General features: G+C 70.2%; 27 protein-coding genes. 18 read left to right on the forward strand and 9 right to left on the reverse strand.

What is annotated here, in order from left to right:
* Nucleotides 1–13: 13 nt before the first annotated feature.
* Together AC07F3_RS35385 and AC07F3_RS35390 are read right to left on the reverse strand one after the other, a co-directional pair.
* Nucleotides 14–409, reverse strand: coding sequence for a TOBE domain-containing protein (locus AC07F3_RS35385; RefSeq protein ID WP_114040375.1), 396 nt, complete (start codon nt 407–409; stop codon nt 14–16).
* A 227-nt stretch (nt 410–636) separates the two neighbouring features.
* The gene (locus AC07F3_RS35390) at nt 637–1,221 is read right to left on the reverse strand and encodes a hypothetical protein (RefSeq protein WP_479118881.1); all 585 of its coding nucleotides are present in this window, start codon (nt 1,219–1,221) and stop codon (nt 637–639) included.
* Nucleotides 1,222–1,395: 174 nt separating this feature from the next.
* Between AC07F3_RS35390 and hemL the strand changes: the two genes are divergently transcribed.
* The 7 genes from hemL to ccsB all read left to right on the forward strand — a co-directional run bounded on the left by hemL (nt 1,396) and on the right by ccsB (nt 9,139).
* On the forward strand, nt 1,396–2,718 hold the full coding sequence (gene hemL, locus AC07F3_RS35395) for a glutamate-1-semialdehyde 2,1-aminomutase (protein WP_479118788.1): 1,323 nt from the start codon (nt 1,396–1,398) through the stop codon (nt 2,716–2,718).
* Nucleotides 2,715–3,410, forward strand: coding sequence for a histidine phosphatase family protein (locus AC07F3_RS35400; RefSeq protein ID WP_479118789.1), 696 nt, complete (start codon nt 2,715–2,717; stop codon nt 3,408–3,410). Before hemL ends, AC07F3_RS35400 begins: the two co-directional genes overlap by 4 nt.
* Before the next feature lie 270 nt (nt 3,411–3,680).
* A complete protein-coding gene (locus AC07F3_RS35405) occupies nt 3,681–4,889 on the forward strand; it encodes a polysaccharide deacetylase family protein (protein WP_479118791.1) in 1,209 nt (402 codons plus the stop codon).
* Nucleotides 4,890–4,966: 77 nt separating this feature from the next.
* Nucleotides 4,967–5,575, forward strand: a complete 609-nt coding sequence (locus AC07F3_RS35410; RefSeq protein ID WP_479118793.1) for a TlpA family protein disulfide reductase — start codon at nt 4,967–4,969, stop codon at nt 5,573–5,575.
* A gap of 7 nt (nt 5,576–5,582) precedes the next feature.
* Complete coding sequence (locus tag AC07F3_RS35415; RefSeq protein WP_411292755.1) at nt 5,583–6,344, forward strand: cytochrome c biogenesis CcdA family protein; 762 nt, start codon at nt 5,583–5,585, stop codon at nt 6,342–6,344.
* 3 nt (nt 6,345–6,347) lie between these two features.
* Nucleotides 6,348–8,051 (forward strand): cytochrome c biogenesis protein ResB, encoded by a 1,704-nt coding sequence (resB, locus tag AC07F3_RS35420; RefSeq protein WP_479118794.1) that lies wholly within the window; start codon nt 6,348–6,350, stop codon nt 8,049–8,051.
* The gene (gene ccsB / locus AC07F3_RS35425) at nt 8,048–9,139 is read left to right on the forward strand and encodes a c-type cytochrome biogenesis protein CcsB (protein ID WP_479118796.1); all 1,092 of its coding nucleotides are present in this window, start codon (nt 8,048–8,050) and stop codon (nt 9,137–9,139) included. The genes resB and ccsB overlap by 4 nt, the downstream gene beginning before the upstream one ends.
* Before the next feature lie 130 nt (nt 9,140–9,269).
* Here ccsB and AC07F3_RS35430 read toward each other — a convergent pair whose 3' ends face one another.
* Nucleotides 9,270–9,617 (reverse strand): PLD nuclease N-terminal domain-containing protein, encoded by a 348-nt coding sequence (locus AC07F3_RS35430; protein WP_479118798.1) that lies wholly within the window; start codon nt 9,615–9,617, stop codon nt 9,270–9,272.
* Nucleotides 9,618–9,705: 88 nt separating this feature from the next.
* Between AC07F3_RS35430 and AC07F3_RS35435 the strand changes: the two genes are divergently transcribed.
* The 3 genes from AC07F3_RS35435 (at nt 9,706) to AC07F3_RS35445 (ending at nt 12,915) form a co-directional block, all read left to right on the forward strand.
* The gene (locus tag AC07F3_RS35435; protein ID WP_479118800.1) at nt 9,706–11,163 is read left to right on the forward strand and encodes a menaquinone biosynthesis decarboxylase; all 1,458 of its coding nucleotides are present in this window, start codon (nt 9,706–9,708) and stop codon (nt 11,161–11,163) included.
* A gap of 76 nt (nt 11,164–11,239) precedes the next feature.
* On the forward strand, nt 11,240–12,142 hold the full coding sequence (gene mqnP, locus AC07F3_RS35440) for a menaquinone biosynthesis prenyltransferase MqnP (protein WP_114040316.1): 903 nt from the start codon (nt 11,240–11,242) through the stop codon (nt 12,140–12,142).
* 47 nt (nt 12,143–12,189) lie between these two features.
* Nucleotides 12,190–12,915: a UbiX family flavin prenyltransferase gene (locus AC07F3_RS35445; protein ID WP_479118801.1), complete on the forward strand. Its 726-nt coding sequence runs from the start codon at nt 12,190–12,192 to the stop codon at nt 12,913–12,915.
* Here the strand turns inward: AC07F3_RS35445 and AC07F3_RS35450 are convergent.
* Nucleotides 12,912–13,037, reverse strand: a complete 126-nt coding sequence (locus tag AC07F3_RS35450; protein WP_262985355.1) for a hypothetical protein — start codon at nt 13,035–13,037, stop codon at nt 12,912–12,914. The two genes, AC07F3_RS35445 and AC07F3_RS35450, sit on opposite strands and share 4 nt — an antisense overlap.
* A 142-nt stretch (nt 13,038–13,179) precedes the next feature.
* Between AC07F3_RS35450 and AC07F3_RS35455 the strand changes: the two genes are divergently transcribed.
* The 5 genes from AC07F3_RS35455 to AC07F3_RS35475 all read left to right on the forward strand — a co-directional run bounded on the left by AC07F3_RS35455 (nt 13,180) and on the right by AC07F3_RS35475 (nt 17,474).
* Nucleotides 13,180–13,629: an Lrp/AsnC family transcriptional regulator gene (locus AC07F3_RS35455; protein WP_053728817.1), complete on the forward strand. Its 450-nt coding sequence runs from the start codon at nt 13,180–13,182 to the stop codon at nt 13,627–13,629.
* Between the two features lie 55 nt (nt 13,630–13,684).
* Nucleotides 13,685–14,848, forward strand: coding sequence for an aminofutalosine synthase MqnE (mqnE, locus tag AC07F3_RS35460; RefSeq protein WP_469842253.1), 1,164 nt, complete (start codon nt 13,685–13,687; stop codon nt 14,846–14,848).
* Nucleotides 14,849–14,859: 11 nt separating this feature from the next.
* Complete coding sequence (locus AC07F3_RS35465; protein WP_479118803.1) at nt 14,860–15,384, forward strand: N-acetyltransferase family protein; 525 nt, start codon at nt 14,860–14,862, stop codon at nt 15,382–15,384.
* A 59-nt stretch (nt 15,385–15,443) separates the two neighbouring features.
* Nucleotides 15,444–15,740: a DUF4229 domain-containing protein gene (locus AC07F3_RS35470; RefSeq protein ID WP_479118805.1), complete on the forward strand. Its 297-nt coding sequence runs from the start codon at nt 15,444–15,446 to the stop codon at nt 15,738–15,740.
* 405 nt (nt 15,741–16,145) lie between these two features.
* Complete coding sequence (locus AC07F3_RS35475; RefSeq protein WP_479118807.1) at nt 16,146–17,474, forward strand: dicarboxylate/amino acid:cation symporter; 1,329 nt, start codon at nt 16,146–16,148, stop codon at nt 17,472–17,474.
* Nucleotides 17,475–18,277: 803 nt separating this feature from the next.
* On the opposite strand, the gene AC07F3_RS35480 is transcribed toward AC07F3_RS35475, so the two are convergent.
* Entirely contained in the window at nt 18,278–19,318 is a 1,041-nt protein-coding gene (locus AC07F3_RS35480; protein WP_479118809.1) for a D-alanyl-D-alanine carboxypeptidase family protein, read from the reverse strand.
* Nucleotides 19,315–19,590, reverse strand: a complete 276-nt coding sequence (locus tag AC07F3_RS35485; protein ID WP_479118811.1) for a hypothetical protein — start codon at nt 19,588–19,590, stop codon at nt 19,315–19,317. Before AC07F3_RS35485 ends, AC07F3_RS35480 begins: the two co-directional genes overlap by 4 nt.
* Nucleotides 19,591–19,878: 288 nt before the next feature.
* On the opposite strand from AC07F3_RS35485, the gene AC07F3_RS35490 reads away from it, so the two are divergent.
* Both AC07F3_RS35490 and AC07F3_RS35495 read left to right on the forward strand, forming a co-directional pair.
* Nucleotides 19,879–20,214, forward strand: a complete 336-nt coding sequence (locus AC07F3_RS35490) for an ATP-binding protein (protein WP_479118882.1) — start codon at nt 19,879–19,881, stop codon at nt 20,212–20,214.
* An 84-nt stretch (nt 20,215–20,298) separates the two neighbouring features.
* The gene (locus AC07F3_RS35495; RefSeq protein ID WP_479118813.1) at nt 20,299–21,333 is read left to right on the forward strand and encodes a hypothetical protein; all 1,035 of its coding nucleotides are present in this window, start codon (nt 20,299–20,301) and stop codon (nt 21,331–21,333) included.
* Nucleotides 21,334–21,725: 392 nt separating this feature from the next.
* On the opposite strand, the gene AC07F3_RS35500 is transcribed toward AC07F3_RS35495, so the two are convergent.
* Entirely contained in the window at nt 21,726–22,265 is a 540-nt protein-coding gene (locus AC07F3_RS35500; RefSeq protein WP_479118814.1) for a DUF4188 domain-containing protein, read from the reverse strand.
* Between the two features lie 119 nt (nt 22,266–22,384).
* On the opposite strand from AC07F3_RS35500, the gene AC07F3_RS35505 reads away from it, so the two are divergent.
* Nucleotides 22,385–23,026 carry a MerR family transcriptional regulator gene (locus AC07F3_RS35505; RefSeq protein WP_479118816.1) on the forward strand — a complete coding sequence of 214 codons (642 nt, stop codon included), beginning with the start codon at nt 22,385–22,387 and terminating at the stop codon, nt 23,024–23,026.
* 47 nt (nt 23,027–23,073) lie between these two features.
* On the opposite strand, the gene AC07F3_RS35510 is transcribed toward AC07F3_RS35505, so the two are convergent.
* Together AC07F3_RS35510 and AC07F3_RS35515 are read right to left on the reverse strand one after the other, a co-directional pair.
* Nucleotides 23,074–24,225 (reverse strand): lipase family protein, encoded by a 1,152-nt coding sequence (locus tag AC07F3_RS35510; RefSeq protein WP_479118818.1) that lies wholly within the window; start codon nt 24,223–24,225, stop codon nt 23,074–23,076.
* 145 nt (nt 24,226–24,370) lie between these two features.
* Nucleotides 24,371–25,378, reverse strand: coding sequence for an AraC family transcriptional regulator (locus tag AC07F3_RS35515; protein WP_479118820.1), 1,008 nt, complete (start codon nt 25,376–25,378; stop codon nt 24,371–24,373).
* Nucleotides 25,379–25,382: the final 4 nt, after the last annotated feature.

Genomic DNA, 25,382 nt, shown 5'->3' on the forward strand with positions numbered 1-25,382 from the left:
GCCTGACGCCGACCTAGGTGCGGTCGATGTGCACGCTGGTGGACTTCACCCGCGCGGTGGCCTGCATGCCCACCTCAAGGCCCAGCTCCTCGACGGCCTCCCGGGTCAGGAGGGAGACCAGCCGGTGCGGACCGGCTTGGATCTCGACCTGGGCCGCGACATCACCGAGCTTGACGGCGGTGACGATGCCGGGAAAGGCGTTGCGGGCGGAGGTGTAGGGCACCTCTTCCTCGCCGTTGGAGGACTGGCCGACCTCGATGGAGAAGGCAGCCAGATCCCGCCCGTCGATGAGTCGGCGGCCGCCTTCGTCACGGTGGGTCGTGACGCGGCCGCCGTCGGCCCAGCGGCGCACGGTGTCGGGGCTGACGCCGAGCAGACGCGCTGCTTGGCCGATGGTGTAGGACTGCATGTGCGACAAGATAGGCGGCTTCGCGCCGCATACACAAAGGATCCGTCCGAACCTACACGGCGTTTGCGAGGCCGAATGGATGAAGGTCCAAGCTGATCGTCGTACCCGGTCGGGCCTTGTGTCCCGGCGTCTTCGGCGCACGTCCGAGCCCCGCGGGACCATGGGCCCGCTCTCCCGGGAGCGGCGCGGCCGGGCGGTGCCGTGACGGTCGCCTTCTGGTCAGGCGGTCAGGGCCAGACCAGGCAGTACGGCTGGTGCCCCGCCTCGTGCAGCCGGTGCGAGAAGTCCTGCCACTCGTGCAGGAGTTGATAGACGTTGAAGGCGTCACGCGGGCCGCCGCGGTCCGGGACCGTGGACCAGATGAAGGCGGCGGCGCCGACCGATTCCTCCCCGACGCCGCGCAGCGGGTCGACGACCGTCATGGGGAGCTTGACCACCGCGTAGTCGGGGTGGAGGACGACCAGTTCCAGGGGCGGGACCTTGTGCAGCGGTATGCCCTGGATGCCGGTGAGGACCATCGCGGCCACCGTCTCCGGCTTGATCTTGGTGAACATGCCGCCCATGCCCAGCTCGTCACCGCCGAGCTCCTCGGGACGCATGGTCACGGGCACCCGGGCCGCGGTCGCGCCGTCCGGAGCGCCGAAGTACTTGTAGGTCACCCCCACCCGGCCACTTCCGTTCCCCGCCCCTGCGACGTCCCCGACCCGGTCGATCCGGTCCTGGGCGTCGCGTCGCCGGTGCCGTCCCCGACGGTGGGCGCGCTCGGGACCCCGGTCATCGGTCCCTTCGCCCAGTCCGCCACCGCGATGCATATCCTTCACCCGACTGCTTGTAGCCCGACTGCTTTGTAGATGGCGCGGCCCCCACCGCGCAACCCGATCATCCGCCGATGCAACTCGATCATCTGCGGATCATCGTGTCATTGACCTCCCCCGCGCGGGTGCGGTGAAACACCAGTCCGCAAGAACGTCCGGCCCTCTGCCACCATGGCGTGTGTGAGCTATCCGTACGAATACGACGCCCCAGTTTCGCAGAACCTCTTTGACCGCGCGTCCGCCGTGACGCCCGGCGGCGTGAACTCCCCCGTCCGTGCCTTCCGGGCCGTGGGCGGTACGCCCCGGTTCATGGTGTCCGGTACGGGTCCCTACCTGACCGACGCCGACGGCCGCGAGTACGTCGACCTGGTGTGCTCGTGGGGCCCGATGATCCTCGGGCACGCGCACCCGGAAGTCACCGCCGCCGTGCAGGAGGCCGTCGCGCGCGGCACCTCCTTCGGTACGCCCGGCGAGGGCGAGGTCGCGCTCGCCGAGGAGATCGTGGCCCGGGTCGGGCCGGTCGAGCAGGTCCGCCTGGTGTCCTCGGGCACCGAGGCGACCATGTCCGCGATCCGCCTGGCCCGTGGCTTCACCGGCCGCGCCAAGGTGATCAAGTTCGCCGGCTGCTACCACGGCCATGTGGACGCGCTGCTGGCCGCCGCCGGTTCCGGGGTCGCCACGTTCGGCCTCCCCGACACCCCCGGGGTGACCGGCGCCCAGGCCGGCGACACGATCGTGCTGCCGTACAACGACCTGGACGCGGTGCACGCGGCGTTCCACGCCCACCCGGGCGAGATCGCCTGTGTGATCACCGAGGCCTCGCCCGGCAACATGGGCGTCGTCCCGCCGGCGGACGGCTTCAACGCGGGCCTGAAGGCCGCCTGCGCGAAGAACGGCGCGCTGTACATCTCCGACGAGGTGATGACCGGCTTCCGTACGTCGAAGTCGGGCTGGTTCGGCGTCGACGGCGTGGTGCCGGACCTCATGACGTTCGGCAAGGTCATGGGCGGCGGCTTCCCGGCCGCGGCGTTCGGCGGCCGGGCCGACGTGATGGGCCACCTCGCCCCGGCGGGCCCCGTCTACCAGGCGGGCACCCTCTCGGGGAACCCGGTCGCGACCGCCGCGGGGCTCGCCCAGCTGCGGCTCCTCGACGACGCGGCGTACGACAAGGTCGACGCGGTCTCCCGGGAGATCCAGGCGCTCGTCACCGGCGCGCTCAGCAAGGAGGGCGTCGCGCACCGGTTGCAGACGGCGAGCAACATGTTCTCCGTCTTCTTCACGGCCGACGAGGTCCGCGACTACGACGACGCGAAGAAGCAGGAGGCGTTCCGCTTCAACGGGTTCTTCCACTCGATGCTGTCGCAGGGCGTCTACCTGCCACCGTCGGCCTTCGAGTCCTGGTTCGTTTCGACCGCCCACGACGAGCGCGCGATCGAGCGCGTCGCGGCCGCGCTGCCCGCCGCCGCCCGTGCCGCAGCGGAGGCCACCGCATGAGCGAGAACGCCAACGCCGGGAGCGAGCTGACCGTCGTGCACCTGATGCGCCACGGCGAAGTGCACAACCCGGACGGGGTGCTCTACGGGCGGCGCTCCGGCTACCACCTCTCCGAGCTCGGCCGGCAGATGGCCGACCGGGTCGCCGAGCACCTCTCGGGCCGTGACATCACCCATGTCGTGGCCTCCCCCCTGGAGCGCGCCCAGGAGACGGCGACGCCGATCGCCAAGGTGCTCGGCCTGGACCTGGCCACCGACCCTCGGCTGATCGAGGCGGCCAACGTCTTCGAGGGCAAGACCTTCGGGGTCGGCGACGGCGCCCTGCGCAAGCCCGCCAACTGGAAGCACCTGACGAACCCGTTCCGCCCGTCCTGGGGCGAGCCGTACGTGGAGCAGGTCGTGCGGATGATGGGCGCGCTGGACGCGGCGCGCGACGCGGCCCGGGGCCACGAGGCGGTGTGCGTCAGCCACCAGCTGCCGATCTGGATCGTGCGCAGCTTCGTCGAGAAGCGTCGGCTGTGGCACGACCCGCGCAAGCGGCAGTGCACCCTGGCCTCGCTGACCAGCTTCACCTATCAGGGCGACCGGATCGTGTCCGTGGGCTACAGCGAGCCCGCCCGCGATCTCGTACCGGCGCACCTGCTGGCCGGGGCCAAGCCGGTCAAGGGCAAGTCGAAGGCCTTCGGCGCCTGACGCACCCGGCCGGCCGGACCTCCGGCCGGCCGACCCGCGCCGCCCAGTCGCGTGGGCACCCCCCCACCCCTTCGGCCCGCACTCCCCACCTCGTACGGTTTAAGAAGATTTGTGCGAGCCGTGGGGAACCATCACTGTTTCGCCCGGCATCTCACAGATTGCCCAACTGCGGTGACGCGCTTGGGTTCGAGGACGACGAGACGACGGTGCGACGCGATGGGAACGGACGGGCTTATGCGGGAGATCGGCCGGAACTTCAGCCGAAGGGGCATGCTGGGACTGGGTCTGGGGGCCGCCGCCGCGGCCGGGCTTGCCGGTTGCGGCAGTTCGAGCGGTGGCGGAGCGGGCGGCGGGACCGGCGGCGACGCGGCCGGCAAGAAGGCCGACGCGAAACTGATAGGCGACGGTTCCACTTCGGACACCGGCAAGCAGCCGCACCAGCCCGACAAGCCCGTCCCGCTCGAGCCCGGCCAGACCCCGCCCCAGTTCGTCGTCTTCTCCTGGGACGGCGCCGGCGAGGTCGGCAACGGCCTCTTCCCGCGCTTCCTCCAGCTCGCCAAGGACCACGGCGCGGGCATGACCTTCTTCCTCTCCGGGCTCTACCTGCTGCCCGAGGCGAAGAAGCGGCTCTACCAGCCGCCGAACAACCCCGTCGGCGCCTCCGACATCGGCTACCTCTCCGATCCCCACCTCAAGGAGACGCTGAAGTACGTCCGCCAGGCCTGGACCGACGGCCACGAGATAGGCACCCACTTCAACGGCCACTTCTGCTCCGGGCGCGGCACGGTCGAGCGCTGGACCCCGGCCCAGTGGCAGAGCGAGATAGACCAGGCGATCGACTTCGTCACCAAGTGGAAGACCAACACGGGCTGGACGGACGAGGACCCGCTGCCCTTCGACTACCGCCACGAGCTCGCCGGCGGCCGCACCCCCTGTCTGCTCGGCCAGGACAACCTGCTGCCCACCGCGCAGAAGATGGGCTGGCGCTACGACGCCTCGTCGCCCGGCGGCACCCAGGTGTGGCCCGTCAAGCGACACGGCCTGTGGGACCTGCCGCTCCAGCAAATACCCTTCCCCGGGCATTCGTTCCAGGTCCTCTCGATGGACTACAACATCCTCGCCAACCAGTCGCAGAATTCGACCAAGGCGCCCCCGGCCAACTACCCGGGCTGGCGCAAGCAGGCGACCGAGGCCTATCTCGCCGGATTCAAGCGCGCCTACGAAACAAATCGCGCGCCGTTCTACATCGGCAACCACTTCGAGGAGTGGAACGGTGGCATCTACATGGACGCGGTCGAGGAAGCGTTCAAGGGCATCGCGGCGCAGCGCGACGAGAAGAAGGATGTGAGGCTCGTCTCCTTCAAGCAGTACGTCGACTGGCTCGACGTACAGGACCCGAAGGTGCTCGCCAAGCTCCGTACGCTGGGCGTGGGACAGGCCCCCACCGGTGGCTGGAACGCGTTCATGAAGTCTGTTTAGGCGTTCCTGACAAGGGGCTTTACGGGCAGCCAGGGGGGCGCGCAAGATCCCCGAAACCGCCATGCGAAACTTTTCACATGTCCGTGAGTCCTGCCTTCCGACGCCGTCGCACCCTGACGCTGGCCGCGGCTGCCGCGGCCGCCGGTGCGCTGACCCTGACGGCCTGCGGTTCCGGTGGTACGTCCGGTGGTTCCGGTGACACCAAGTTCGTCACCGGTACCGGCGGGATCGCCACCGTGGCCAAGGGCGACCGCCAGAACGCCCCGGAGCTGTCCGGCGAAACCGTCGACGGCAAGCAGCTCGACGTCGCCTCTCTCAAGGGCAAGATCGTCGTCCTGAATGTGTGGGGCTCCTGGTGCGCGCCCTGCCGGGCCGAGGCGCCGTATCTGGCCAAGGTCTCCAAGGACACGAAGGCCAAGGGCGTCGAGTTCGTCGGGATCAATACCCGGGACACCGACAAGGGCCCGGCCCAGCAGTTCGAGAAGGAATTCGGGGTCGACTACCCGAGCCTGTACGACCCGATCGGCAAGCTCATTCTGCGTTTCCCGAAGGGCAGCCTGAATCCGCAGGCCATTCCGTCGACGATCGTTCTCGACCGGAACGGAAAGATCGCCGCACGCGCCCTGATGGCACTCGACGACACGAAGCTGCACCAGATGATCGACCCGCTGATCGCGGAGAAGTGATCGCGTGATGGCACTGGCCGCCGTCGGCGGAATGAACGAGACGGTCTTCAGCGGCGCCCTTCTGGTGGCCCTGCCGGTCGCCGTACTCGGCGGCCTCGTCTCGTTCTTCTCGCCCTGTGTGCTGCCGCTGGTCCCCGGCTATCTCTCGTACGTCACCGGAGTCACCGGCACCGACCTGGCCGAGGCCCGGCGCGGCCGCATGGTGGCGGGCGCCAGCCTGTTCGTGCTCGGCTTCACCGCCGTCTTCGTCTCCGGCGGCGCCCTGTTCGGCTACTTCGGCAGGAACCTCCAGGAGTACGGGGACACGCTCTCCAAGGTCCTCGGGGTGCTGATGATCCTGATGGGCGTCTTCTTCATGGGTCTCATGCCCTGGATGACGCAGCGCGAATTCCGCTTCCACCGGCGCCCGGTGACCGGTCTCGCGGGGGCGCCGCTGCTCGGCGCGCTCTTCGGCATCGGCTGGACGCCGTGCCTGGGCCCGACGCTCACCTCGGTGAACGCGCTGGCCATGGACCAGGCGAGCGCGGGCCGCGGGGCCATACTGACGGTCGCGTACTGTCTCGGCCTCGGCCTGCCGTTCGTGCTCGCGGCGGTCGCCTTCCGCAAGGCGCTCGGCGCCTTCGGCTGGGTCAAGAAGCACTACGTATGGGTGATGCGGATCGGCGGCGGCATGATGATCGTGACCGGTGTGCTGCTGCTGACCGGGGCTTGGGCGGAGCTCGTCCAGCAGGTACAGGGCTGGTCCCAAGGCTTTCAGGTGGGTGTCTGACGCATGAGCAAGACCGAATCGACTCCGGAGCCCGACCTCGGCGAGGCCGGGGCGCAGCTCTCGACCGCCCCGACCGAGGAGCGGTCCAACGGCCCGGTCGGCATCGGGGTCCTCGGCTGGATCCGCTGGTTCTGGCGGCAGCTGACCTCGATGCGGGTCGCCCTGATCCTGCTCTTCCTGCTCTCGCTCGGCGCGATCCCCGGCTCGCTGATCCCGCAGACCAGCGTCGACGAGATGAAGGTCGCCGACTTCCAGAAGCGGCACGACACGCTCACGCCGATCTACGAGAAGCTCGGCCTCTTCCACGTCTACAGCTCGGTGTGGTTCTCCGCGATCTACATCCTGCTGTTCGTCTCGCTCATCGGCTGCATCGTGCCACGCACCTGGCAGTTCGTCGGCCAGCTGCGCGGACAGCCGCCGGCCGCGCCCGGCCGCCTGACCCGGCTGCCCGCGTACACGACGTGGCGCACCGAGGCCGAGCCCGAGCAGGTCCGCGAGGCCGCGCTCGCGATGCTCAAAAAGCGCCGCTTCCGCGCCCGCCTCAGCAGCGACGCCGTCGCCGCCGAGAAGGGCTACCTGCGCGAGGCCGGCAACCTGATCTTCCACGTCTCGCTGATCGTGATCCTGGTGGCGTTCGCCGCCGGCCAGCTCTTCAAGTCGGAGGGCGGCAAGCTCGTCGTCCAGGGCGACGGCTTCTCCAACACGCTCACGCAGTACGACGACTTCAAGTCGGGCTCGCTGTTCAACACCGAGGACCTGGCGCCGTTCAGCTTCACCCTGGACCGCTTCGACGCGTCGTACGAGCGCAGCGGGCCCGAGTTGGGCACGGCCCGCGAGTTCAAGGCGCACCTCACCTACTCCGAGGGTGCCAACGGCAAGGCGCAGCAGAAGACCGTCGAGGTCAACAAGCCGCTCGTCGTCGACGGCTCCAAGGTCTACCTGCTCTCCCACGGCTACGCGCCGTCGGTCACCGTGAAGGACGGCCGGGGCAACGTCGTCTTCCACGGCTCGGTGCCGCTGCTGCCGATGGACAACAACCTCACGTCCAGCGGCGCCATCAAGGTGCTCGACGGCTACCGCGACGCCAAGGGCAACAAGGACCAGCTCGGTTTCGCCGCCTTCTTCGTGCCGACCTTCGGCGGCAAGGGAACCGGCGCGACCCAGATGTTCTCGAAGTTCCCCGCGGCCGACTTCCCGGTCCTCAACGTCGGCGCGTACCACGGTGACCTCGGTCTCAACTCGGGGCTGCCGAAGAACGTGTACCAGCTGGACACGAGCAGCCGTTCCATCAAGCCCTTCAAGGACGCCCAGGGCAACATCCTGAAGAAACTGCTGCTGCCGGGCGAGAGCCTTGAACTGCCGGACGGCGCCGGGTCGATCACCTTCGACAAGGGGCCCATCCCGCAGTGGGCGAGCTTCCAGATCTCCCACCAGCCGGCCAACGGTCTCGCCCTGACCGGCGCGATCGGGGCCATCGCGGGCCTCGCCGGTTCGCTGTTCATCCAGCGGCGCCGGGTCTGGGTCCGCGCCGTCAAGGGCGACGACGGGGTGACCGTCGTCGAGATGGCCGGGCTCGGCCGCAGCGAGTCCACGAAGCTTCCCGAGGAGCTGGCCGATCTCGCGGTCACGCTCATCCCGCAGGCGCCGACCGCGCCGGATCCCGAACCCGAACCCTCAGTTGTTCCTGCCGAAGGGGCTGAGAAGTGAATCTCGCCGCCACCACCAATGAGAGCCTGGCGCACACCAGCAACTACCTGATCTACTCGTCGATGGCCGTGTATCTGCTGGCCTTCTTCGCCAACATGGCCGAGTGGCTCTTCGGCAGCCGCAGCAAGGTCGCCCGCACGGCGGCCGCGCTGACCGGCGCCGGGCAGAACGCCAAGGACGCGGGCACCGTCAAGGTCGAGGTCGCCACCAAGAACGGCGGCACCGCCGTCCTGGAGCGCCCGAAGGTCGTGACGCGGTCCGCCAGCGGTTCGCGCGATGTCCCGGACGGCCCCGGCGCCTCCGGCGGGGACGAGAAGGGCGACCTCTACGGCCGCATCGCCATCTCTCTGACGGTCCTCGCCTTCCTCATCGAGTTCGCCGGTGTGCTGGCCCGCGCGCTGTCCGTGCAGCGGGCGCCGTGGGGCAACATGTACGAGTTCAACCTGACGTTCTCCACGGTCGCGGTCGGCGTGTACCTCGGCCTGCTCGCCCTGAAGAAGAACGTCCGCTGGCTCGGCCTTCCGCTGGTCACCACGGTCCTGCTCGACCTCGGCCTCGCGGTCACCGTGCTCTACACCGCCAGCGACCAGCTGGTCCCGGCCCTGCACTCGTACTGGCTGTGGATCCACGTCTCCACCGCGATCTTCTGCGGCGCCGTCTTCTACGTGGGCGCGGTCGCCACGATCCTCTACCTCTTCCGCGACCGGTACGAGGCCAAGCTCGCCGAGGGCGGCAAGCCGGGCAGCTTCGCGACCTCCGTCATGGAGCGGCTGCCCGCGGCCGCCTCGCTCGACAAGTTCGCCTACCGCGTGAACGCGGCCGTCTTCCCGCTGTGGACGTTCACGATCATCGCGGGCGCGATCTGGGCGGGTGACGCCTGGGGCCGCTACTGGGGCTGGGACCCCAAGGAGACCTGGTCGTTCATCACTTGGGTCGCGTACGCCTGCTACCTGCACGCCCGGGCCACCGCCGGCTGGAAGGGCCGCAAGGCCGCGACGCTCGCGCTGATCGCGTTCGGGTGCTGGCTGTTCAACTACTACGGCGTGAACATCTTCGTGAACGGAAAGCACAGTTACGCGGGGGTTTGAGTCGGTACCCAGTACTGGGGTGGAGGCCCTCTGGGGCTCCGCCCCAGACCCCGTTCGCGCCTGAACGGCGCTCGTCCTCACATTCCCCCAAGGCCTTAAGGGCCAGGGGGGACCCCCATGACGGGCAGGGTTACTCCTCGCCCCGTTCGCGCCGCTTGAGTTCTTCCTCGCGGCGGCGCAGGTCCGCCTCCCAGTCCTTGAGGAGCGCCTCGTCCTTCTTGTTCTCCTCCTTGAGGGAGGCCAGGAAGGCCGGGTTGTCATCGGGGGCCGTCCAGCGTCCGGCGGGGTTCCCGCCCCGGACCTTGCCCGCGGCCAGCCAGGCGACCGGTCCGATCAGGACCTCGCCGAAGAGCAGGATGATGATGATCCACACCACTTTGGGGAGGCCTTTGACCTCTTCCTCCGGGGTGTTGATGCAGTCGATGAACGCGTAGATCCACAGCGCCAGGACCAGCAGGAACGGCAGATACCTGAGCATGGTTGGAGGGTCCCCCCGGGAACGGTTGCGGGCCGTGCCTCGGCCCCGGTGACCGGCCCAGGGTAGCGGGTGCCCGATACTTGACCCCATGGCTTACGACGATCTCCGATCGCTGCTCAGGGCGCTGGAGCGCGAGGGCGACCTCAAGCGCATCAAGGCCGAGGTCGACCCGTATCTCGAAGTCGGCGAGATCGTCGACCGGGTCAACAAGGCCGGGGGCCCGGCCCTCCTCTTCGAGAACGTCAAGGGCGCTTCGATGCCCCTGGCCATGAACGTGTACGGCACCGACCGCCGCCTGCTGAAGGCGCTGGGGCTCACGTCGTACGAGGAGATCAGCGACAAGATCGGCGGGCTGCTGAAGCCGGAGCTTCCGCAGGGCTTCGTCGGCATCCGCGAGGCCTTCGGCAAGCTCGGCTCGATGGTGCACGTGCCGCCGAAGAAGGTGAAGCAGGAGGCCGCCCCCGTCCAGGAGGTCGTCCTCAAGGGCGACGACGTCGACCTGGACCAGCTGCCCGCGCTCTTCACCTGGCCCGAGGACGGCGGCTCGTTCTTCAACCTGGGGCTCACCCACACCAAGCACCCCGAGACGGGCGTGCGCAACCTCGGGCTCTACCGGCTCCAGCGCCACGACAAGCGCACCATCGGCATGCACTGGCAGATCCACAAGGACAGCCGCAACCACTACGCGGTCGCCGCCAAGCGCGGGGAGCGGCTGCCGGTGGCCATCGCCTTCGGCTGCCCGCCGGCCGTCACGTACGCCTCGACCGCGCCGCTGCCCGGGGACATCGACGAGTACCTCTTCGCCGGGTTCATCCAGGGCAAGCGGATCGAGATGGTCGACTGCAAGACGGTGCCGTTGCAGGTCCCGGCCAACGCCGAGGTCGTCATCGAGGGCTGGCTGGAGCCGGGCGAGATGCTGCCCGAGGGTCCGTTCGGCGACCACACCGGGTTCTACACCCCGCAGGAGCCGTTCCCCGCGCTGACCATCGACTGCGTGACGATGCGCAGGCGCCCGCTGCTCCAGTCGATCGTGGTCGGCCGTCCGCCCACCGAGGACGGGCCGCTGGGCCGGGCCACCGAGCGGTTCTTCCTGCCGCTCCTCAAGATCATCGTGCCGGACATCGTGGACTACCACCTGCCGGAGTCGGGCGGCTTCCACAACTGCGCGATCGTCTCGATCGACAAGAAGTACCCCAAGCACGCCCAGAAGGTCATGCACGCGATCTGGGGCGCGCACATGATGTCGCTGACCAAGCTGATCGTGATCGTGGACGCCGACTGCGACGTCCACAACCTGCACGAGGTGTCCTGGCGGGCCTTCGGGAACACCGACTACGCCCGCGACCTGACCGTCGTCGAAGGCCCGGTCGATCACCTCGACCACGCCTCGTACCAGCAGTTCTGGGGCGGAAAGGCGGGCATCGACGCGACCGCGAAGTGGCCCGAGGAGGGGTACACGCGCGATGGCGGGTGGCCCGCCATGGTCGAGTCGGACGCGGCGACGGCCGAGCGCGTGACAAGGCGTTGGAAGGAATACGGACTGTGAGGTGCTGGCAGATGACGGACAACGGCAGCGCGGAGCGCGGGTTCGCCCGCCGCCGCGGAGATGAACCAGGACTCTCGTGAGCGCCTCAGCAGCAGCGGTCCCGCAGCCGGGCCGCACCAAGGCGTTCCTGCGCCTGGTCATGATCGAGCACTCGGTCTTCGCCCTGCCCTTCGCCTACATCGCCGCGCTGACCGCGATGTTCCAGCTCGACCGGAACATCCACTGGGGGCGGCTGCTCCTGGTCACCGTCGCCATGGTGGGGCTGCGTACGTTCGCGATGGCCTGCAACCGGATCATCGACCGCGAGATCGACGCCCGTAACCCGCGCACCGCGGGCCGCGAGCTGGTCACCGGCGCGGTGTCGGTGCGCTCCGCCTGGACGGGCGCGCTCATCGCCCTCGTCGTCTTCCTCGGCGCGGCCGCCGCGCTCAACCCGCTGTGCCTGGCGCTCGCGCCGGTCGCGGTGATCCCGATGGTGGTCTATCCGTACGGGAAGCGGTTCACCAACTTCCCGCAGGCCATCCTCGGCATCGCGCAGGCGATGGGCCCGGTCGGCGCCTGGATCGCGATCACCGGTTCCTGGTCGTGGGACGCGGTGATCCTGGGTCTCGCCATCGGCATCTGGATCGGCGGCTTCGACCTGATCTACGCCTGCCAGGACGTCGAGGCCGACCGCGGCCACGGTGTGAAGTCGGTGCCGGCGCGCTTCGGCATCCCGGCCGCGATCTACGGTGCGCGCGGCTGCCACACGGTGACGATGGCCCTGCTCGTCTGGTACGCCCTCGCCACCGGCGCCGGGTTCTTCTTCTGGCTGGGACTGCTCGTCGTGCTCGGGGCCTTCCTCTACGAGCACACCCTGGTCAAGCCGCATGACCTCTCGCGCCTGAACCGGGCGTTCTTCCAGGTCAACGGCTTCATCGGGATCGCCCTCTTCGTCTGCGCGCTCATCGACCTGCTGGTGCGGGGCCTGACGCTCTGACCACCTGACCCGGGCCCGGGCGCGGGCCGCCGGATAGGCTCGGACACGTGGAGCACGTGAACGTACACAGTCAGCAGCGCAAGCCGTGGGTGGTCGGGATCTCGGGTGCGTCCGGGACGCCGTACGCGGCGGCGGTGCTGCGCGCGCTGCTGGCCGCCGGGGAGAGCGTGGACCTGGTGGTCTCGCGGGCCTCGCGCCTGACGCTGCTCGACGAGACGGGCATCGCGTTCCGCGACGCGCACTGGCAGGACGATCTGCGGGCCTGGCTGGCGCGGGGCGCCGACGGCAAGCCGGACACCTTCGGCGCGCTGGACGTCTCGGACGTACGGCACTGGGCGGCCGGGGATCTGGCGGCGGGGCCCTCGTCGGGCTCGTATCCGGTGAAGGGGATGCTGATCGTGCCGGCGTCGACGGCCTGTGTGGCCGGGGTCGCGCTCGGGCTTTCGAAGGACCTGTTGCAGCGGGCCGCGAGCGTGACGCTCAAGGAGCGGCGGAGGCTGGTGGTGGCGGTGCGCGAGACGCCGCTGAACGGGCAGACGCTCAAGCACCTGGTGACACTGGACGAGGCGGGCGCGGTGGTGCTGCCCGCCTCTCCGGCGTTCTACGCGGGGGCGACGCACATCCAGGATCTGGTGGACTTCGTCGCGGGGCGCGTACTGGATGCGGCTGGGGTGCCGCACGGCCTGTACCGCCGTTGGGAGGGAGAGCTGGGGTCGGGATCCGCTCGGGGCGAGCGGGGCCGGGACCTGGGAGGTGGCTCTCGCGAGAACTAGCGCTTCTTGGCGGCGCGCTTGGGGGCGCGGGGCTTCGTCGCGGACGGCTGGTGGGCACGGGACCGGTTGGCCAGGTCCTGAAGCTCGCGCATCCGGGCGTAGGCCATCTCGATCGTGTACACGGTGACAACTCCTGAAAGATCGTCTTTGATCTGCTGGAAATTTATGCAAGCAGCTGAATGATTCGCAGGGTGTTGGCCCTGCATGCCTTAGATTCTACACTTAAAATCGCGGTATCGCTGAACAATGGAAGGCTTCAGGCATATGGACGCCGTCGATAGGCAGCTCATCCAGGCACTGCGGGAGAACGGCAGGGCCTCGTACGCGGAACTGGGCCGACTCGTCGGGCTCTCCGGCCCCAGCGTCACCGACCGCATCAACCGGCTGGAGGCCGCCGGTGTCATCACCGGATACCGCGCCACCGTGGACGCGGCCTCGCTCGGCCTCGGCGTCACCGCGCTGATCGGCATCTCCCTCTCGGACGCCGCCGACCACGAGGACGTGGCCCGGCGCCTGCGCGACCTCGCCGAGATCGAGGACTGCTGGTTCATCGCCGGCGACGACTCGTACATGCTCAAGATCCGGGCCGGGGACGTCGACGGCCTGGAGAAGACGATCCGCAGGCTCGGCTCGACCAAGGGCGTCTCGCGCACCCGTACCACGATCGTGCTCTCCACCAAGTGGGAGAACCGGGTCGGGGAACTTCCCGAGTAGGACGGGGCGTACCTTTGGTGGAGCCTGAAAGACACACGTATGGGAGGCGGCCTTGATGGACGCGGGACTCAAGCGCGAGCTGGAGCAGAAGGTCCGGGCCGGCGAGCGGCTCAGCCGCGAGGACGGCATCGCGCTCTACGCGTCGGACGATCTGGCCTGGCTCGGCGGGCTCGCCCACGAGGTGCGCACCCGCAAGAACGGTGACGTCGTCCACTTCAACGTGAACCGCCACCTCAACATGACCAACGTGTGCACGGCCTCGTGCGCGTACTGCTCGTTCCAGCGCAAGCCGGGCGAGAAGGACGCGTACACGATGCGCATCGAGGAGGCCGTCCGCCTCGCCAAGGCGATGGAGAACGACAACCTCACCGAGCTGCACATCGTCAACGGGCTCCACCCGACGCTCCCTTGGCGCTACTACCCGCGTTCGCTCAAGGCCCTCAAGGAGGCGCTGCCGAACGTCGGCCTGAAGGCGTTCACGGCGACCGAGATCCACCACTTCGAGACGATCTCCGGGCTGAGCGCGAGCGAGATCCTGGACGAGCTCATCGACGCGGGGCTCGAATCGCTGACCGGCGGCGGCGCCGAGATCTTCGACTGGGAGGTCCGCCAGCACATCGTGGACCACCGCACGCACTGGGAAGACTGGTCGCGCATCCACCGCCTCGCCCACGAGAAGGGCCTCAAGACGCCCGCGACCATGCTGTACGGGCACATCGAGGAGCCGCGTCACCGCGTCGACCACGTGCTGCGGCTGCGCGAGCTCCAGGACGAGACCGGCGGCTTCCAGGTCTTCATCCCGCTGCGCTACCAGCACGACTTCGTGGACATGCAGGACGGCAAGGTCCGCAACAAGCTCCAGGCGCGCACCACGATGGCGACGGGCGCCGAGTCGCTGAAGACCTTCGCGGTCTCCCGCCTCCTGTTCGACAACGTGCCGCACGTGAAGTGCTTCTGGGTCATGCACGGCCTCCAGACCACGCAGCTCGCGCTCCAGCACGGCGCCGACGACATGGACGGCTCGGTCGTCGAGTACAAGATCACGCACGACGCCGACAACTACGGCACGCCGAACAAGCTCACCCGCGACGACCTGCTCGACCTCATCCGCGAGGCCGGCTTCCGCCCCGTGGAGCGCAACACGCGGTACGAGATCATCCGCGAGTACCCCGGTCCGGACGCGGAGCTGCGCGAGGCGCCGCAGCCGATGCGCTTCTGAACGAGAGCTCCATGACACTGACCTTCCAGCTCGACCCGGCGGTCACCCCGGCCCTGCGGGACGACATCCTCGGCCTGTGGACCGAGGTGTCCAACGCGGGCGGGGCCGTCGGGTTCGTGCCGCCGGTCTCCGTCGAGGACGTACGGCCCGAACTGGTCAAGCACCTCGCGGCCATGGCCGACGGGCGGATGCGGCTGGTCGTCGGCTTCGACGAGGACGGGCGCGCCGCCGCCACGGCGTTCATCGCGTACAACACGCACCGCCTGATGGCGCACTGGGTGTGGCTGTACACCGTCATGGTGCACCCCGCGCACCAGGGCAAGGGGTACGGCCGCGACCTGATGCGGGCCACGGCCGACGCGGTGCGCGGCCTCGGCGGCATCGACGCGATCCGGCTCACCTGCCGGGGCGGCACCGGCGCCGACCGGTTCTACGACTCGTGCGGCTACAAGGAGGTCGGACGGGTGCCCGGCGCGATCCGGGTGGCCGACGGTGACGACCGCGACGACATCATCATGCTGCTCCCCCTGAACTGATCCAATTGTGGGCGTGCTTCACTAGTCGGGCAGGGGCCACCGTAGAGAGAAGGTCAGTCGTGAACGCCGCCAAGCCGAGCGCCACCATCTGGTACACCATGCTGCGCGTGGGGATCTTCATCGGCAGCCTGGTCTTCGTCGGCCTGCTGGTCCAGTTCGGCGTGCTGCCCAAGGGGCTCGGCCACTCCAACTTCATCTGGGTGATCCTGCTCGCCCTGGTCATCTCCGCGCCGCTCAGCTTCGTGCTGCTGCGCAAGCAGCGCGACGCGATGTCCGCGCAGCTCGTCACCAAGGTGGAGAGCGCGAAGGCGAAGCTGGAGGCGAGCCGGTCCCAGGAGGACGGCCTCGCCCAGTAGGCGTCCGCGCAGGACACCTCACCCCTCTAGTACGGCCCGGTCCCGGAGCTCACCGCTCCGGGACCGGGCCGCCGCTGTTTCCGGCCGGGCGAGAGGGGCTTGTGGTCATCCCGGGGTAAAAGAACTGCTTTGAGGTTCTCAAAGTTCAAGTGTTAACGTGTTCGACATGACGACAGCAGCAGTGCACCAGCACCCCACCGGCGGAGCCGTTCCGCTCGTGGCGCGTCTGCACGTCGATCTCTGCCGCTGCATGTCCGCGGTCTGTTGCCGCGACGTCTGACCCCGGCATCATGCGGCGGCGTCTTCCGCGTTACGTGACCGGTCCACGCTGACCAGTCCCCTGTGAACGGGCGCCGCGCTCATCCCCGAACGTCGATCAGTCCCCGTCTCCGCTCACCCGGGAGTATGTCCGTGTCCTCCGCGACCGCCCAGGAGAAGCCCAAGCGCGGCTTCTCCATATCCTCGAAGTTCCCCTTCTGGGCCCAGATCATCGCCGGTCTCGTCCTCGGCGGCCTGCTCGGCTGGCTCGCCCGCAGCCAGGACGTCGGCTGGCTCAAGGACACCCTGGAGCAGATCGGCAGCACCTTCGTCCAGCTCCTGAAGCTGGCCGTGGCGCCGCTCGTCTTCTTCGCGATCCTGGTGTCGATCACCAACCTCCGCAAGGTCAACAACGCCGCCCGGCTCGCCTCGCGCACCCTGCTCTGGTTCATGATCACGTCGCTGATCGCGGTGGCCATCGGCCTCGCCATCGGGCTGCTCACCAACCCCGGCTCGGGCACGGGGCTGACCCCGAAGGACGGCAAGCTCCCCAAGCACACGGGCTCCTGGCTGGACTTCCTGACCGGCATCATCCCGACGGACGTGGTGACGCCGTTCACCGAACTCAACGTCCTGCAGATCGTGTTCATGGCCGCAGTCGCGGGCATCGCGCTGCTCCAGCTCGGCGAGAAGGCGAAGCCGATCCTGACGCTCAGCGAGGCCGTCCTCGAACTCCTCCAGAAGGCCCTGTGGTGGGTCATCCGCCTGGCCCCGCTCGGCACGCTCGGCCTCATCGGCTTCGCCATCGCCGACTACGGCTGGGACCTCATCGGCAAGTACGCCACCTTCACCGCGGACGTCTACATCGGCTGCGCGCTGGTGATGTTCGGGGTCTACCCGCTGCTGCTCGCCACCGTCGCCAAGGTCAACCCGCTCCAGTTCTTCAAGGGTGCCTGGCCCGCGATCCAGCTCGCCTTCGTCTCCCGCTCCTCGGTGGGCACGATGCCGCTCACCCAGAAGGTCACCGAGCGGCTCGGTGTGCCCAAGGAGTACGCGTCCTTCGCCGTGCCGTTCGGCTCCACCACCAAGATGGACGGCTGCGCGGCGATCTACCCGGCGCTCGCGGCGATCTTCATCGCCCAGATCTTCGACGTGCACCTCGGTGTCGGCGACTACGTCCTGATCGCGTTCGTCTCGGTCATCGGCTCGGCGGCGACGGCGGGTCTGACGGGCGCCACGGTCATGCTGACCCTGACCCTCTCCACGCTGGGCCTGCCCCTGGAGGGCGTCGGCCTGCTCATGGCGATCGACCCGGTCCTGGACATGATGCGCACGGCCACGAACGTGGCGGGGCAGGCGCTGGTGCCGGTCATCGTGTCGGCGCGGGAGAAGATCCTGGACCTGGACGCGTTCAACCGGGCGTCCGGGTCGCCCGCAGAGGAGCCCTCCGACTCCCCGGTGCCGGTCGCGGCGTAGCCCCTCCGGGGGTGCGGCCGTCTGTGACCCGGGGTTGTGCGACCCTGCCGCCGGGGGTGCGGCCGCTTGTGAACCGGGGTTGTGCGACCCTGCCGCCTGGGGTGCGGCTGCTTGTGACCCGGTGTCGGTGGGCCGGGCCCGCTGGGGTGCGGCTGCTTGTGACCCGGTGTCGGTGGGCCGGGCCCGCTGGGGTGCGGCTGCTTGTGACCCGGGGTCGGGGCGGGCCTCCTGGGGCTGCGCCCCAGACCCCGGGGGTTTGCCCACCCGCCCGCCCGTTGCGCAGGGTTGGATGGCTTGAGCCCTGGGGGTGCGCCCCAGACCCCGGGGGTTTGCCCACCCGCCCGCCCGTTGCGCAGGGTTGGATGGCTTGAGCTCTGGGGCTGCGCCCCAGACCCCGGGGGTTTGCCCACCCGCCCGCCCGTTGCGCAGGGTTGGATCGCTTGAGCTCTGGGGCTGCGCCCCAGACCCCGGGGGTTTGCCCACCCGCCCGCCCGTTGCGCAGAGTTGGATGGCCTGAGCTCTGGGGCTGCGCCCCAGACCCCCGGCGGGGACTTCGTCCCCTGCACCCCTGGGGGTTTGTCCGCCCGCCCGCCCGTGCAGGGGGGGGCTGCCCTGGGGCTGCGCCCCAGACCCCCGGCGGGGACTTCGTCCCCTGCACCCCTGGGGCTGCGCGCCCCGGGGCCCGGCGGGGACTTCGTCCCCTGCGCCCCCGGGGGGCATGGGGCGCGGGCCCTGGGGGTTTGCTTGGCTGTCGGAACGCGGGGCTCGCTTCAACCCGCTCAGGGGCGCGGGGAACTGCGCGATCAGCCACGTACGGTCCGCGGGTGGACGAGGCGGCGGGACGCCCAGCCCTCCCCGCCCTCCAAGTCCTCCACGCCCTCCCGGCCCCGCCCAGCCACCGTCTCCCACCGGAGGTTTTCGGGAAGGGGCGGGGTGGGGGAGATCACCAGGGTCTCCGCTCCCCGCCGTACCCCCCGCACCAGCCCCCGGCTGCACGCCCACACCGCCGCCCTCGCCCGGACCGGCGACCGCCCCACGCGCTGGGCCAGGACCGCGCCCAGGACCAGGCGCCGGGCCCCGCCCACATCGGCGTACGCCGCCCACAGGACGTTCCCGCCCGCCGGCGTACTCGTCCCCGTCTTCAGGCCGACCACCCCGTACCGCCCCAGCAGCCGGTTCGTGGTGTGGGCCTCGCCGTGGCCCCCGGGGAGCCGGACGGAGGGGGTCGAGACGATCGTCCGGAACACCTCGTTCCGCATCACCGCCCCCGCCAGCGTGAGCAGGTCGCGCGCCGTGCTGACATTCCCCGTGTCCATGCCGCAGGAGCCGGTGAACCGGGAGCGGGTCAGGCCCAGTTCGGCCGCGGCCTCGTTCATCCGGCGTACGAAGGCCGCCTCGGAACCGGCGGTCCGGCGCGCGAGCAGCCGGGCGATGTTGTTGCCCGACGGGATCAGCATGAATTCCAGCAGGTGTCGCAGCGGGTACTCCTGCCCCTCCTCGACGGGTACGACCGACTCGATCGTCGAGGCGGACTCCTCGGCGGCGGCGCGGTCGACACGGATCACGGGACCCGCATCCCGGGGTCCCAGCGGAAACGCCCGCAGCACCACGTACGCCGTCATCACCTTGGTGATGCTCGCGATCGGCACCGGCGTCTGCTCGCCGACCGTGCCCAGGCTGCCCACCCCGACGACCTCCACGCTCGCCTGCCCCTCCCGGGGCCAGGGCAGCGCGCTCCTCGACCCGAGGCGGTGCACCCCGGCGAGAGTGGCATCGCCGAACCGGCAGGCCGTGAGCCAGGCGCGCGCGGGGAGTTCGGCAGCCCCGCGCAGGAGCGCGCTCACCGGAGCCCCGACTTCGTCCCCAGGCTCCGGCCGAGCACGCCGACGCTCACCATCGTCGCGCCGAGGCACAGCCCGACCGCGCCGAGCGTGCCGGCGGGCTGCCACGATTCGCCCGCCGCCGAGTCCGTCAGGAAGGCGCCGGTGATCAGCGCGAGGGACCCGATGAGCAGTGCCGCTCCGACGGCTCCCGTCGTCATCGTCCAGAGCGTGGTGAACCTGCGGGGCCGGGCCGCGGCCGTGGCGTCGGAGGGGATGTGTGCGGGGGTCTTCATGGCCTGCTCCTGTTGCTTCGGGAGTGACTGCTGTGGCGGCTCCGTCTCGGGGGCGGAGGGTCACTTCGAAGCCTGCACGGGCGACGTATCAGGGCCCGGACGGTTGTGTATCGGCCTCCGCGCCGCTGTGTACCAACAGCCACCACCCCCGCTGCCCGGCAGCGGCCCTGCCCGCGCCGCACACCCTCGCCGCGGGCCGCGCGGCGTCGACCTCGCCACGTACAAAGGGCCCGCGATGGACGACGTCATTTCAGCAGTACGCGGCGCGGCGCGCGGCTCGCTCGGTGGCTGGCGGTGCAGCAGTTGGACGCGTGGGGCATCCCGTACGGGAGCCCGCGTTCCGACGCCGCCGCGCTGGTCGTCGCCGAGTTCGCCGCCAACGCCGTGACCCACGGTCACGTGGCCGGGCGGGACTTCGAGGTGCGGCTCGCGCTCGGGGAGCTGCTGCGGATCGAGGTCGGTGACGCGCGGGGCGAGCGGGAGCCAGCCGCGGCGCCGGTGGCGGAGGACGCCGAGTGCGGGCGCGGGCTGCTGCTCGTGGCGGCCGTCGCCGTGGCGTGGGGCGTGACGGCGCGGCCCGGCGTCGGAAAGGTCGTCTGGGCGGAGCTCCACCCCAGGGACTGACGGGGGTCCGTGTAAAGGGAAAGTCAAGGCCGACGTAGCATGCGAGGGACTAATGATGAGTTTCTGGGTAACCGGGGGAATGGCATGAAGTTCACGCGCATATCAACAATCGTCGCATCCGCAGCCATCGCGCCGGCCGTTCTGCTGGCCTCTCCGGCGTACGCCGCCGAGGCCAAGGCGCCTGCCGTTTCGGCGCCCGACGCGGGTACGAAGACGGCCAAGCAGCAGGAGGACGACGACCGGGTCGAGCTCCTTCGCCTGATGGCGGCCAAGGATGCGGGACCGGAGTTCAAGGAGCGTGCGAGCAAGGCGCTCGACCAGGGTGCGGCCGCCGTGCGGAAGTTCCTTGAGGTCGGCCAGTACGAGGCCCGTTTCCAGGACGACCGGGTGCGCGTCGCCCAGATCATCAGCGTGGGCGGGCGTGCGGTGCGGGAGGCCGGGGCCAAGGCGCTGAACGAGGACACCCGAGAGTCCATCAAGGAGTTCCTGGAGGTCGGCCAGTTCAAGGCGCGCAACCTCGACAACCGCGTGCTCGTCAGCCAGATCATCAACGCCGGTGGGCCGGGTGTGAAGGAGGCCGGGACCAAGGCGCTCCGGGGCACCCCCGAGGACGTCCAGGCGTTCATCGACAAGGGGCAGTACGAGGCCCGCATCGTCGACAACCGGGTCCTGGCCTCGCAGATCATGAGTGTCGGCGAACCCGCGGTGAAGGCGGCGGGCAAGAAGGCGCTCCTCGGCACCCCCGAGGACGTCCAGGCCTTCCTCGACAAGGGGCAGTACGAGGCCCGCAAGAAGGACGAGGCCGACGCCGCTGCCGCGAAGGAGAAGGAGAAGGACAAGGGGAAGAAGGACGGCGGGAAGAAGGACGAGGGCACGTCCAAGCCTGACGGTTCCAAGGGGGCGGGGCAGGGCACCGGCACCGGGGTCGCCGCCGACAAGGGCGGCAAGTCCGTGACCGCCGCTGCCGAGAACGACCCGGCACCCGCCCTTGGTGGCACCTCCCTCGCCTCCACCGGCGCCGGTTCCGCGCTGCCGTGGGCCGCGGGCGGCACCGCCGTTGCGCTCGCCGGAGGCGCGGGCATCCTGGTGGCCACGCGCCGCCGCCGTTCCGCGGAGTAGGTCTTCTGCCGGGCGCGCGGGGGCTTCGACTGCGGACCGTCGGGGGCCGTTCACGCAGTTCCCCGCGCCCCTACCGCCGCTTACGGCCGCGGGGCCCGGGTGGCTGGTCGCGCAGTTCCCCGCGCCCCCAACCCGGCTTTCGACTGCGGGCCGTGCCTGGTTGCTCGCGCCGTTCCCCGCGCCCCCCATACCCGGGTTCGTCCGTCCGCCGTGCGTGGTTGTTCGCGCTGTTCCCCGCGCCCCCGAACCCGGGTTTGTCCGTCCGCCGTGCGTGGTTGTTCGCGCAGTTCCCCGCGCCCCCGAACCCGGGTTTGTCCGCCCGCCGTGCCTGGTTGCTCGCGCAGTTCCTCGCGCCCCTGCGAGGCAACCAGTACCCCTTGACCGGGCGGCTCTTAGGAGGCGGCCGATTCAGAGGTTGCCGACGCCGCCCCCTGAGGGGCCTTCCGCCGGCCCAGGCGCTCCGCCGCGGTGCGGCCGCGGGCTTCCAGGGGGATCACGCCCGTCGCCGCGGCGAGGCCGAACGGGGGCATGTCCGCGTAGATCGACTCGTACGAGCCCTGGGGCGAGATGTACGTCTCGTGCCACAGCCCCACGTGCCCGCGCAGCTTGCCCTTGCGCTCCTTGCGGTTGAGGATCGCCCACGCCCGGTGGTGGAACATCTCCGGCGAGTGCGCGTAGGCGTACAGCTTCTCCTTGGACTCCCAGTACTGGACCACGTAGTACGTGCGGGGTGAAGCGGTGAGCAGGACGTGGCCGAGCAGGCCGCGGCTCTTGTCCCTGCCCAGCTCGCCGAGCATGCGGAACATGGCGAGGCCCACCGGGACCCACTGGTGCACCGCCCAGAAGTGGTTGACGCGCATTCCGATCAGCAGCACCACCACGTCGCCCTCGGCGGCGGCCGTCGTGCGGGTCGGGCTCTGCTTGGCGAACATCGTGCCTCCAGCGTTCCTCGGTGGACGGCTTCCCCGGCGGGCAACTCCCGTGTTGGATAGCGGAGTTACCCCAGGGCTACATCTTGGATAATGGCGTTATCCGAGGAAGGGCGCAAGGGATGCGGCTTGCAGAGTTGAGCGAGCGGAGCGGGGTCTCCACCGCGATGATCAAGTACTACCTGCGGCAGGGGATGCTCGCGCCGGGGCGCAAAGTGGGGGCCACCACGGCCGAGTACGACGAGAGCCATCTGCGCCGGCTCCGCCTCGTGCGGGCCCTGATCGAGGTCGGGCGGCTTCCCGTGGCCACCGCCAAGGAGGTCATCGGGTTCGTCGACGACGACTCCCTCGACCGCACCATGCGGCTGGGCGCCGCCCTGTGGGCCCTGCCCCACGGGCCCGACCCGGACGACGGTGACGAGAGCGTGGCCGCCGCCCGGGCCGAGGTGGACCGGCTGCTGGAGATGCTGGGCTGGTCCACCGCGCAGGACATCGGTGAACTCTCCCCGGACCACCGGGCGTTGATCGTCGCCGTGGCCACGCTCATCCGGCTCGGCTACCCCTGGAACGCCGAGCTGATGGCCCCGTACGCCGAGCTCATGCACCGGGCGGCCGTCCGCGACCTGGACTTCGTGGAGACCCACCCCTCCGAGGAGGAGAAGGTGGAGACGGCCGTCGCCGCGACCCTTCTGTTCGAGCCGGTCCTGCGCGCCCTCCACCGCATCGCCCAGCAGGAGGAGTCGGCCCGCCGGTACGGGTTGTAGCCCGCCCCCCTCGTGATGGGGGAGCGGGCTCAACTCATGTGCCGGGCCTAGCAGTTGGGCTGGCTGGGCCTGCCTGCGAAGCGGTCCGCCAGCCAGTTCGCGGCCGGGACGCCGCCCACCGTGACCCCGCCGATGTGGCCGAGCAGCGGGAGCGCGTGCCACTCCACGTCCGCGCCCCGGGCGCACCAGTCCGAGCGCAGCTGTTGGCCCACCGCGTACGGGATCAGCTCGTCCACCGTGCCGTGGTAGAGGTAGACCGGCGCGTCCGGGCGGTGTGTGCCGAGCTTCGACTCGGCCAGCCTGGCCTGCCAGTCGGGCTGTTCGAGCGGGTTCTTTACGGTCATGTCGGTGATGTGCTTGAACGAGCCCACCGTGGTGTCGACGGCCACGCAGTTGTTCCTGAAGTAGTCGACCAGCGCCTTGCCCGCCGGGTTCAGGTACGAGTCCAGCTTCAGCTCCGGGAAGGCCGCGTTCTGGCCGGCCGCCGCCATGAAGATCAGGCCGGAGCCGAGCCCGCCGTCGTTGGAGGCCGCGACCTTCATGAGGTCGGCCGGGACGCCGCCGGTCGCGGTGCCCTTCACCTTCAGTTCGGGGGCGTAGGAGTCGTGCAGCTCGGCCGCCCAGCTGCTGGCCTGGCCGCCCTGCGAGTAACCCATGATCCCCACGGGCGAGTTGGCGTCGACGCCCGGGATGCCGAGGCGCTCGGCCGCGCGGGCCGCGTCCAGGACGGCGGTGCCCTCGGCGCGGCCGACCGTGTAGGTGTGGTCGCCGGGTGTGCCCAGGCCCTCGTAGTCGGTGACCGCGACCGCCCAGCCCTTCTGCACGACCTGGTTGATCAGGGTGGCCTCGACGGCCGTGCCGTACGGGAAGTTGGCACTCGGCGCGCACGAGTCGGCGAGCCCGACCGTGCCGACCGCATACGTCACGACGGGGCGCGGGCCGGTGCGGCCGTCGTTGGGCACGATGACCGTCCCGGAGACGACGTTGGGTCCGCCCTTGGCGGTGGTGGAGCGGTAGGTGACGTGCCAGGCCTTGGTGTTCGTCCACTGGCCGGGCAGCGGGTGGAACTCGGTGGGGGACTGGGTGACGATGTCACCCGGCGAGGCGGTCGCCGTGTCGTCGGCGAACGCGGTGGGGGTGGCTGCCGACAGGAGCAGTGCGGCGGTGAGGGCACCGGCCACTCTGGTACGGACGTGCATGCGGCTCTCCCAACGGTCCTATGGGGCGCGGGCAGTTGAGGAGAAGGTAGTGACTGACCGGTAGGTACGGAGCTGACCGATCCGCTCAGCTTCACTGACCCCGTCGACGGACGGGTCCCTACCGCTCACCGGCCCCTGCCGGCTCTCAGTGGTCCAGGCGGTACGCGCCGGGCGTCGTCCCCGTCCAGCGGCGGAACGCGCGGTGGAAGCTCGTGTCCTCCGAGAAGCCGAGGCGTGCCGCGATCTCGGCGATCGGTTCGCGGCCCTCGGCCAGGCCCGCGATCGCAGCGTCGCGCCGTACCGCGTCCTTGAGCCGCTGGAACGAGGTGCCCTCCTGGGCGAGGCGGCGGCGCAGGGTCGCGGGGGACATGGCGAGGCGGGCGGCCGTCTCGTCGAGGGTGGGCAGCCGGGGCGAGGCGCGCAGGGCGCCCGCCAGCGCCCGGCCCACCTGCTCGCCCACCGTCGTCCCGTACGCGCGTCGGCTGAGGAGCTCGAAGGGGGAGCGGCGCAGCATCTGCCCGAGGGCGGCCTCGTCGCGCACGAGCGGCGCGGTCAGCCAGTGGGCGTCGAACACCGCCTCGGTACGGGAGTCCCCGAACCGGACCGGGCAGCCGAACAGCGACGCGTACTCGTCCTTGTGCGGGGGCGGCGGATAGCCGAAGGACGCGCGGGTGAGCGGGATGCGGCGGCCCACCAGCCAGCTGCACAGGCGGTGCCAGATGATCACGAGGCACTCGGTCAGGAAGCGGTCCTCGTCCTGGCCCGCCAGATCGCCGCGCACGGTGAACACCGCGGTGGGGCCGGTGACGTCGAGAGCGAGGTCGGGGCCGTGCGGGAACAGGCCGTAGAAGGTGGTGCCGCGCCGCATCGCGCCGCCGAGGTCGCGGCAGCCGAGCGCGGCGTGGCACATCATCGCGAAGGTGCCGGGGCGGCTGGGGGCGGCGCCCAGCCCCAGGAACTCGTCTCCGGTCGCCCGGTACAGGGCGCGGAAGAGCTGGGCGAACTGGGCCGGGGTGACCCGCGCGCGGTCGTCCCCGAGCAGTAGCGGGGGGATGCCGGACGCCTGGAGCAGCGGCACGGTGTCGATGCCGTGCCGCTCGGCGCCGCGCAGCACGGCCCGCACGTGGTGCACGGTGATCGTCGGCTTCGCCATGGTC

This window comes from Streptomyces sp. NPDC045846 (assembly GCF_056431605.1).

Bases quoted from the DNA above. Each gene is read 5' to 3' on its own strand.
- AC07F3_RS35500 (WP_479118814.1), bottom strand. From the start codon at position 22,265: ATGTTCGCCAAGCAGAGCCCGACCCGCACGACGGCCGCCGCCGAGGGC.
- AC07F3_RS35510 (WP_479118818.1), bottom strand. From the start codon at position 24,225: ATGCACGTCCGTACCAGAGTGGCCGGTGCCCTCACCGCCGCACTGCTC.
- AC07F3_RS35400 (WP_479118789.1), top strand. From the start codon at position 2,715: ATGAGCGAGAACGCCAACGCCGGGAGCGAGCTGACCGTCGTGCACCTG.
- AC07F3_RS35430 (WP_479118798.1), bottom strand. From the start codon at position 9,617: ATGCTCAGGTATCTGCCGTTCCTGCTGGTCCTGGCGCTGTGGATCTAC.
- AC07F3_RS35390 (WP_479118881.1), bottom strand. From the start codon at position 1,221: ATGCATCGCGGTGGCGGACTGGGCGAAGGGACCGATGACCGGGGTCCC.
- AC07F3_RS35455 (WP_053728817.1), top strand. From the start codon at position 13,180: ATGGACGCCGTCGATAGGCAGCTCATCCAGGCACTGCGGGAGAACGGC.
- AC07F3_RS35515 (WP_479118820.1), bottom strand. From the start codon at position 25,378: ATGGCGAAGCCGACGATCACCGTGCACCACGTGCGGGCCGTGCTGCGC.
- AC07F3_RS35385 (WP_114040375.1), bottom strand. From the start codon at position 409: ATGCAGTCCTACACCATCGGCCAAGCAGCGCGTCTGCTCGGCGTCAGC.
- AC07F3_RS35475 (WP_479118807.1), top strand. From the start codon at position 16,146: ATGTCCGTGTCCTCCGCGACCGCCCAGGAGAAGCCCAAGCGCGGCTTC.
- hemL (WP_479118788.1), top strand. From the start codon at position 1,396: ATGGCGTGTGTGAGCTATCCGTACGAATACGACGCCCCAGTTTCGCAG.
- AC07F3_RS35405 (WP_479118791.1), top strand. From the start codon at position 3,681: ATGCTGGGACTGGGTCTGGGGGCCGCCGCCGCGGCCGGGCTTGCCGGT.
- AC07F3_RS35410 (WP_479118793.1), top strand. From the start codon at position 4,967: ATGTCCGTGAGTCCTGCCTTCCGACGCCGTCGCACCCTGACGCTGGCC.
- resB (WP_479118794.1), top strand. From the start codon at position 6,348: ATGAGCAAGACCGAATCGACTCCGGAGCCCGACCTCGGCGAGGCCGGG.
- mqnE (WP_469842253.1), top strand. From the start codon at position 13,685: ATGGACGCGGGACTCAAGCGCGAGCTGGAGCAGAAGGTCCGGGCCGGC.
- AC07F3_RS35415 (WP_411292755.1), top strand. From the start codon at position 5,583: ATGGCACTGGCCGCCGTCGGCGGAATGAACGAGACGGTCTTCAGCGGC.
- AC07F3_RS35505 (WP_479118816.1), top strand. From the start codon at position 22,385: ATGCGGCTTGCAGAGTTGAGCGAGCGGAGCGGGGTCTCCACCGCGATG.
- AC07F3_RS35495 (WP_479118813.1), top strand. From the start codon at position 20,299: ATGAAGTTCACGCGCATATCAACAATCGTCGCATCCGCAGCCATCGCG.
- AC07F3_RS35435 (WP_479118800.1), top strand. From the start codon at position 9,706: ATGGCTTACGACGATCTCCGATCGCTGCTCAGGGCGCTGGAGCGCGAG.
- AC07F3_RS35465 (WP_479118803.1), top strand. From the start codon at position 14,860: ATGACACTGACCTTCCAGCTCGACCCGGCGGTCACCCCGGCCCTGCGG.
- AC07F3_RS35485 (WP_479118811.1), bottom strand. From the start codon at position 19,590: ATGAAGACCCCCGCACACATCCCCTCCGACGCCACGGCCGCGGCCCGG.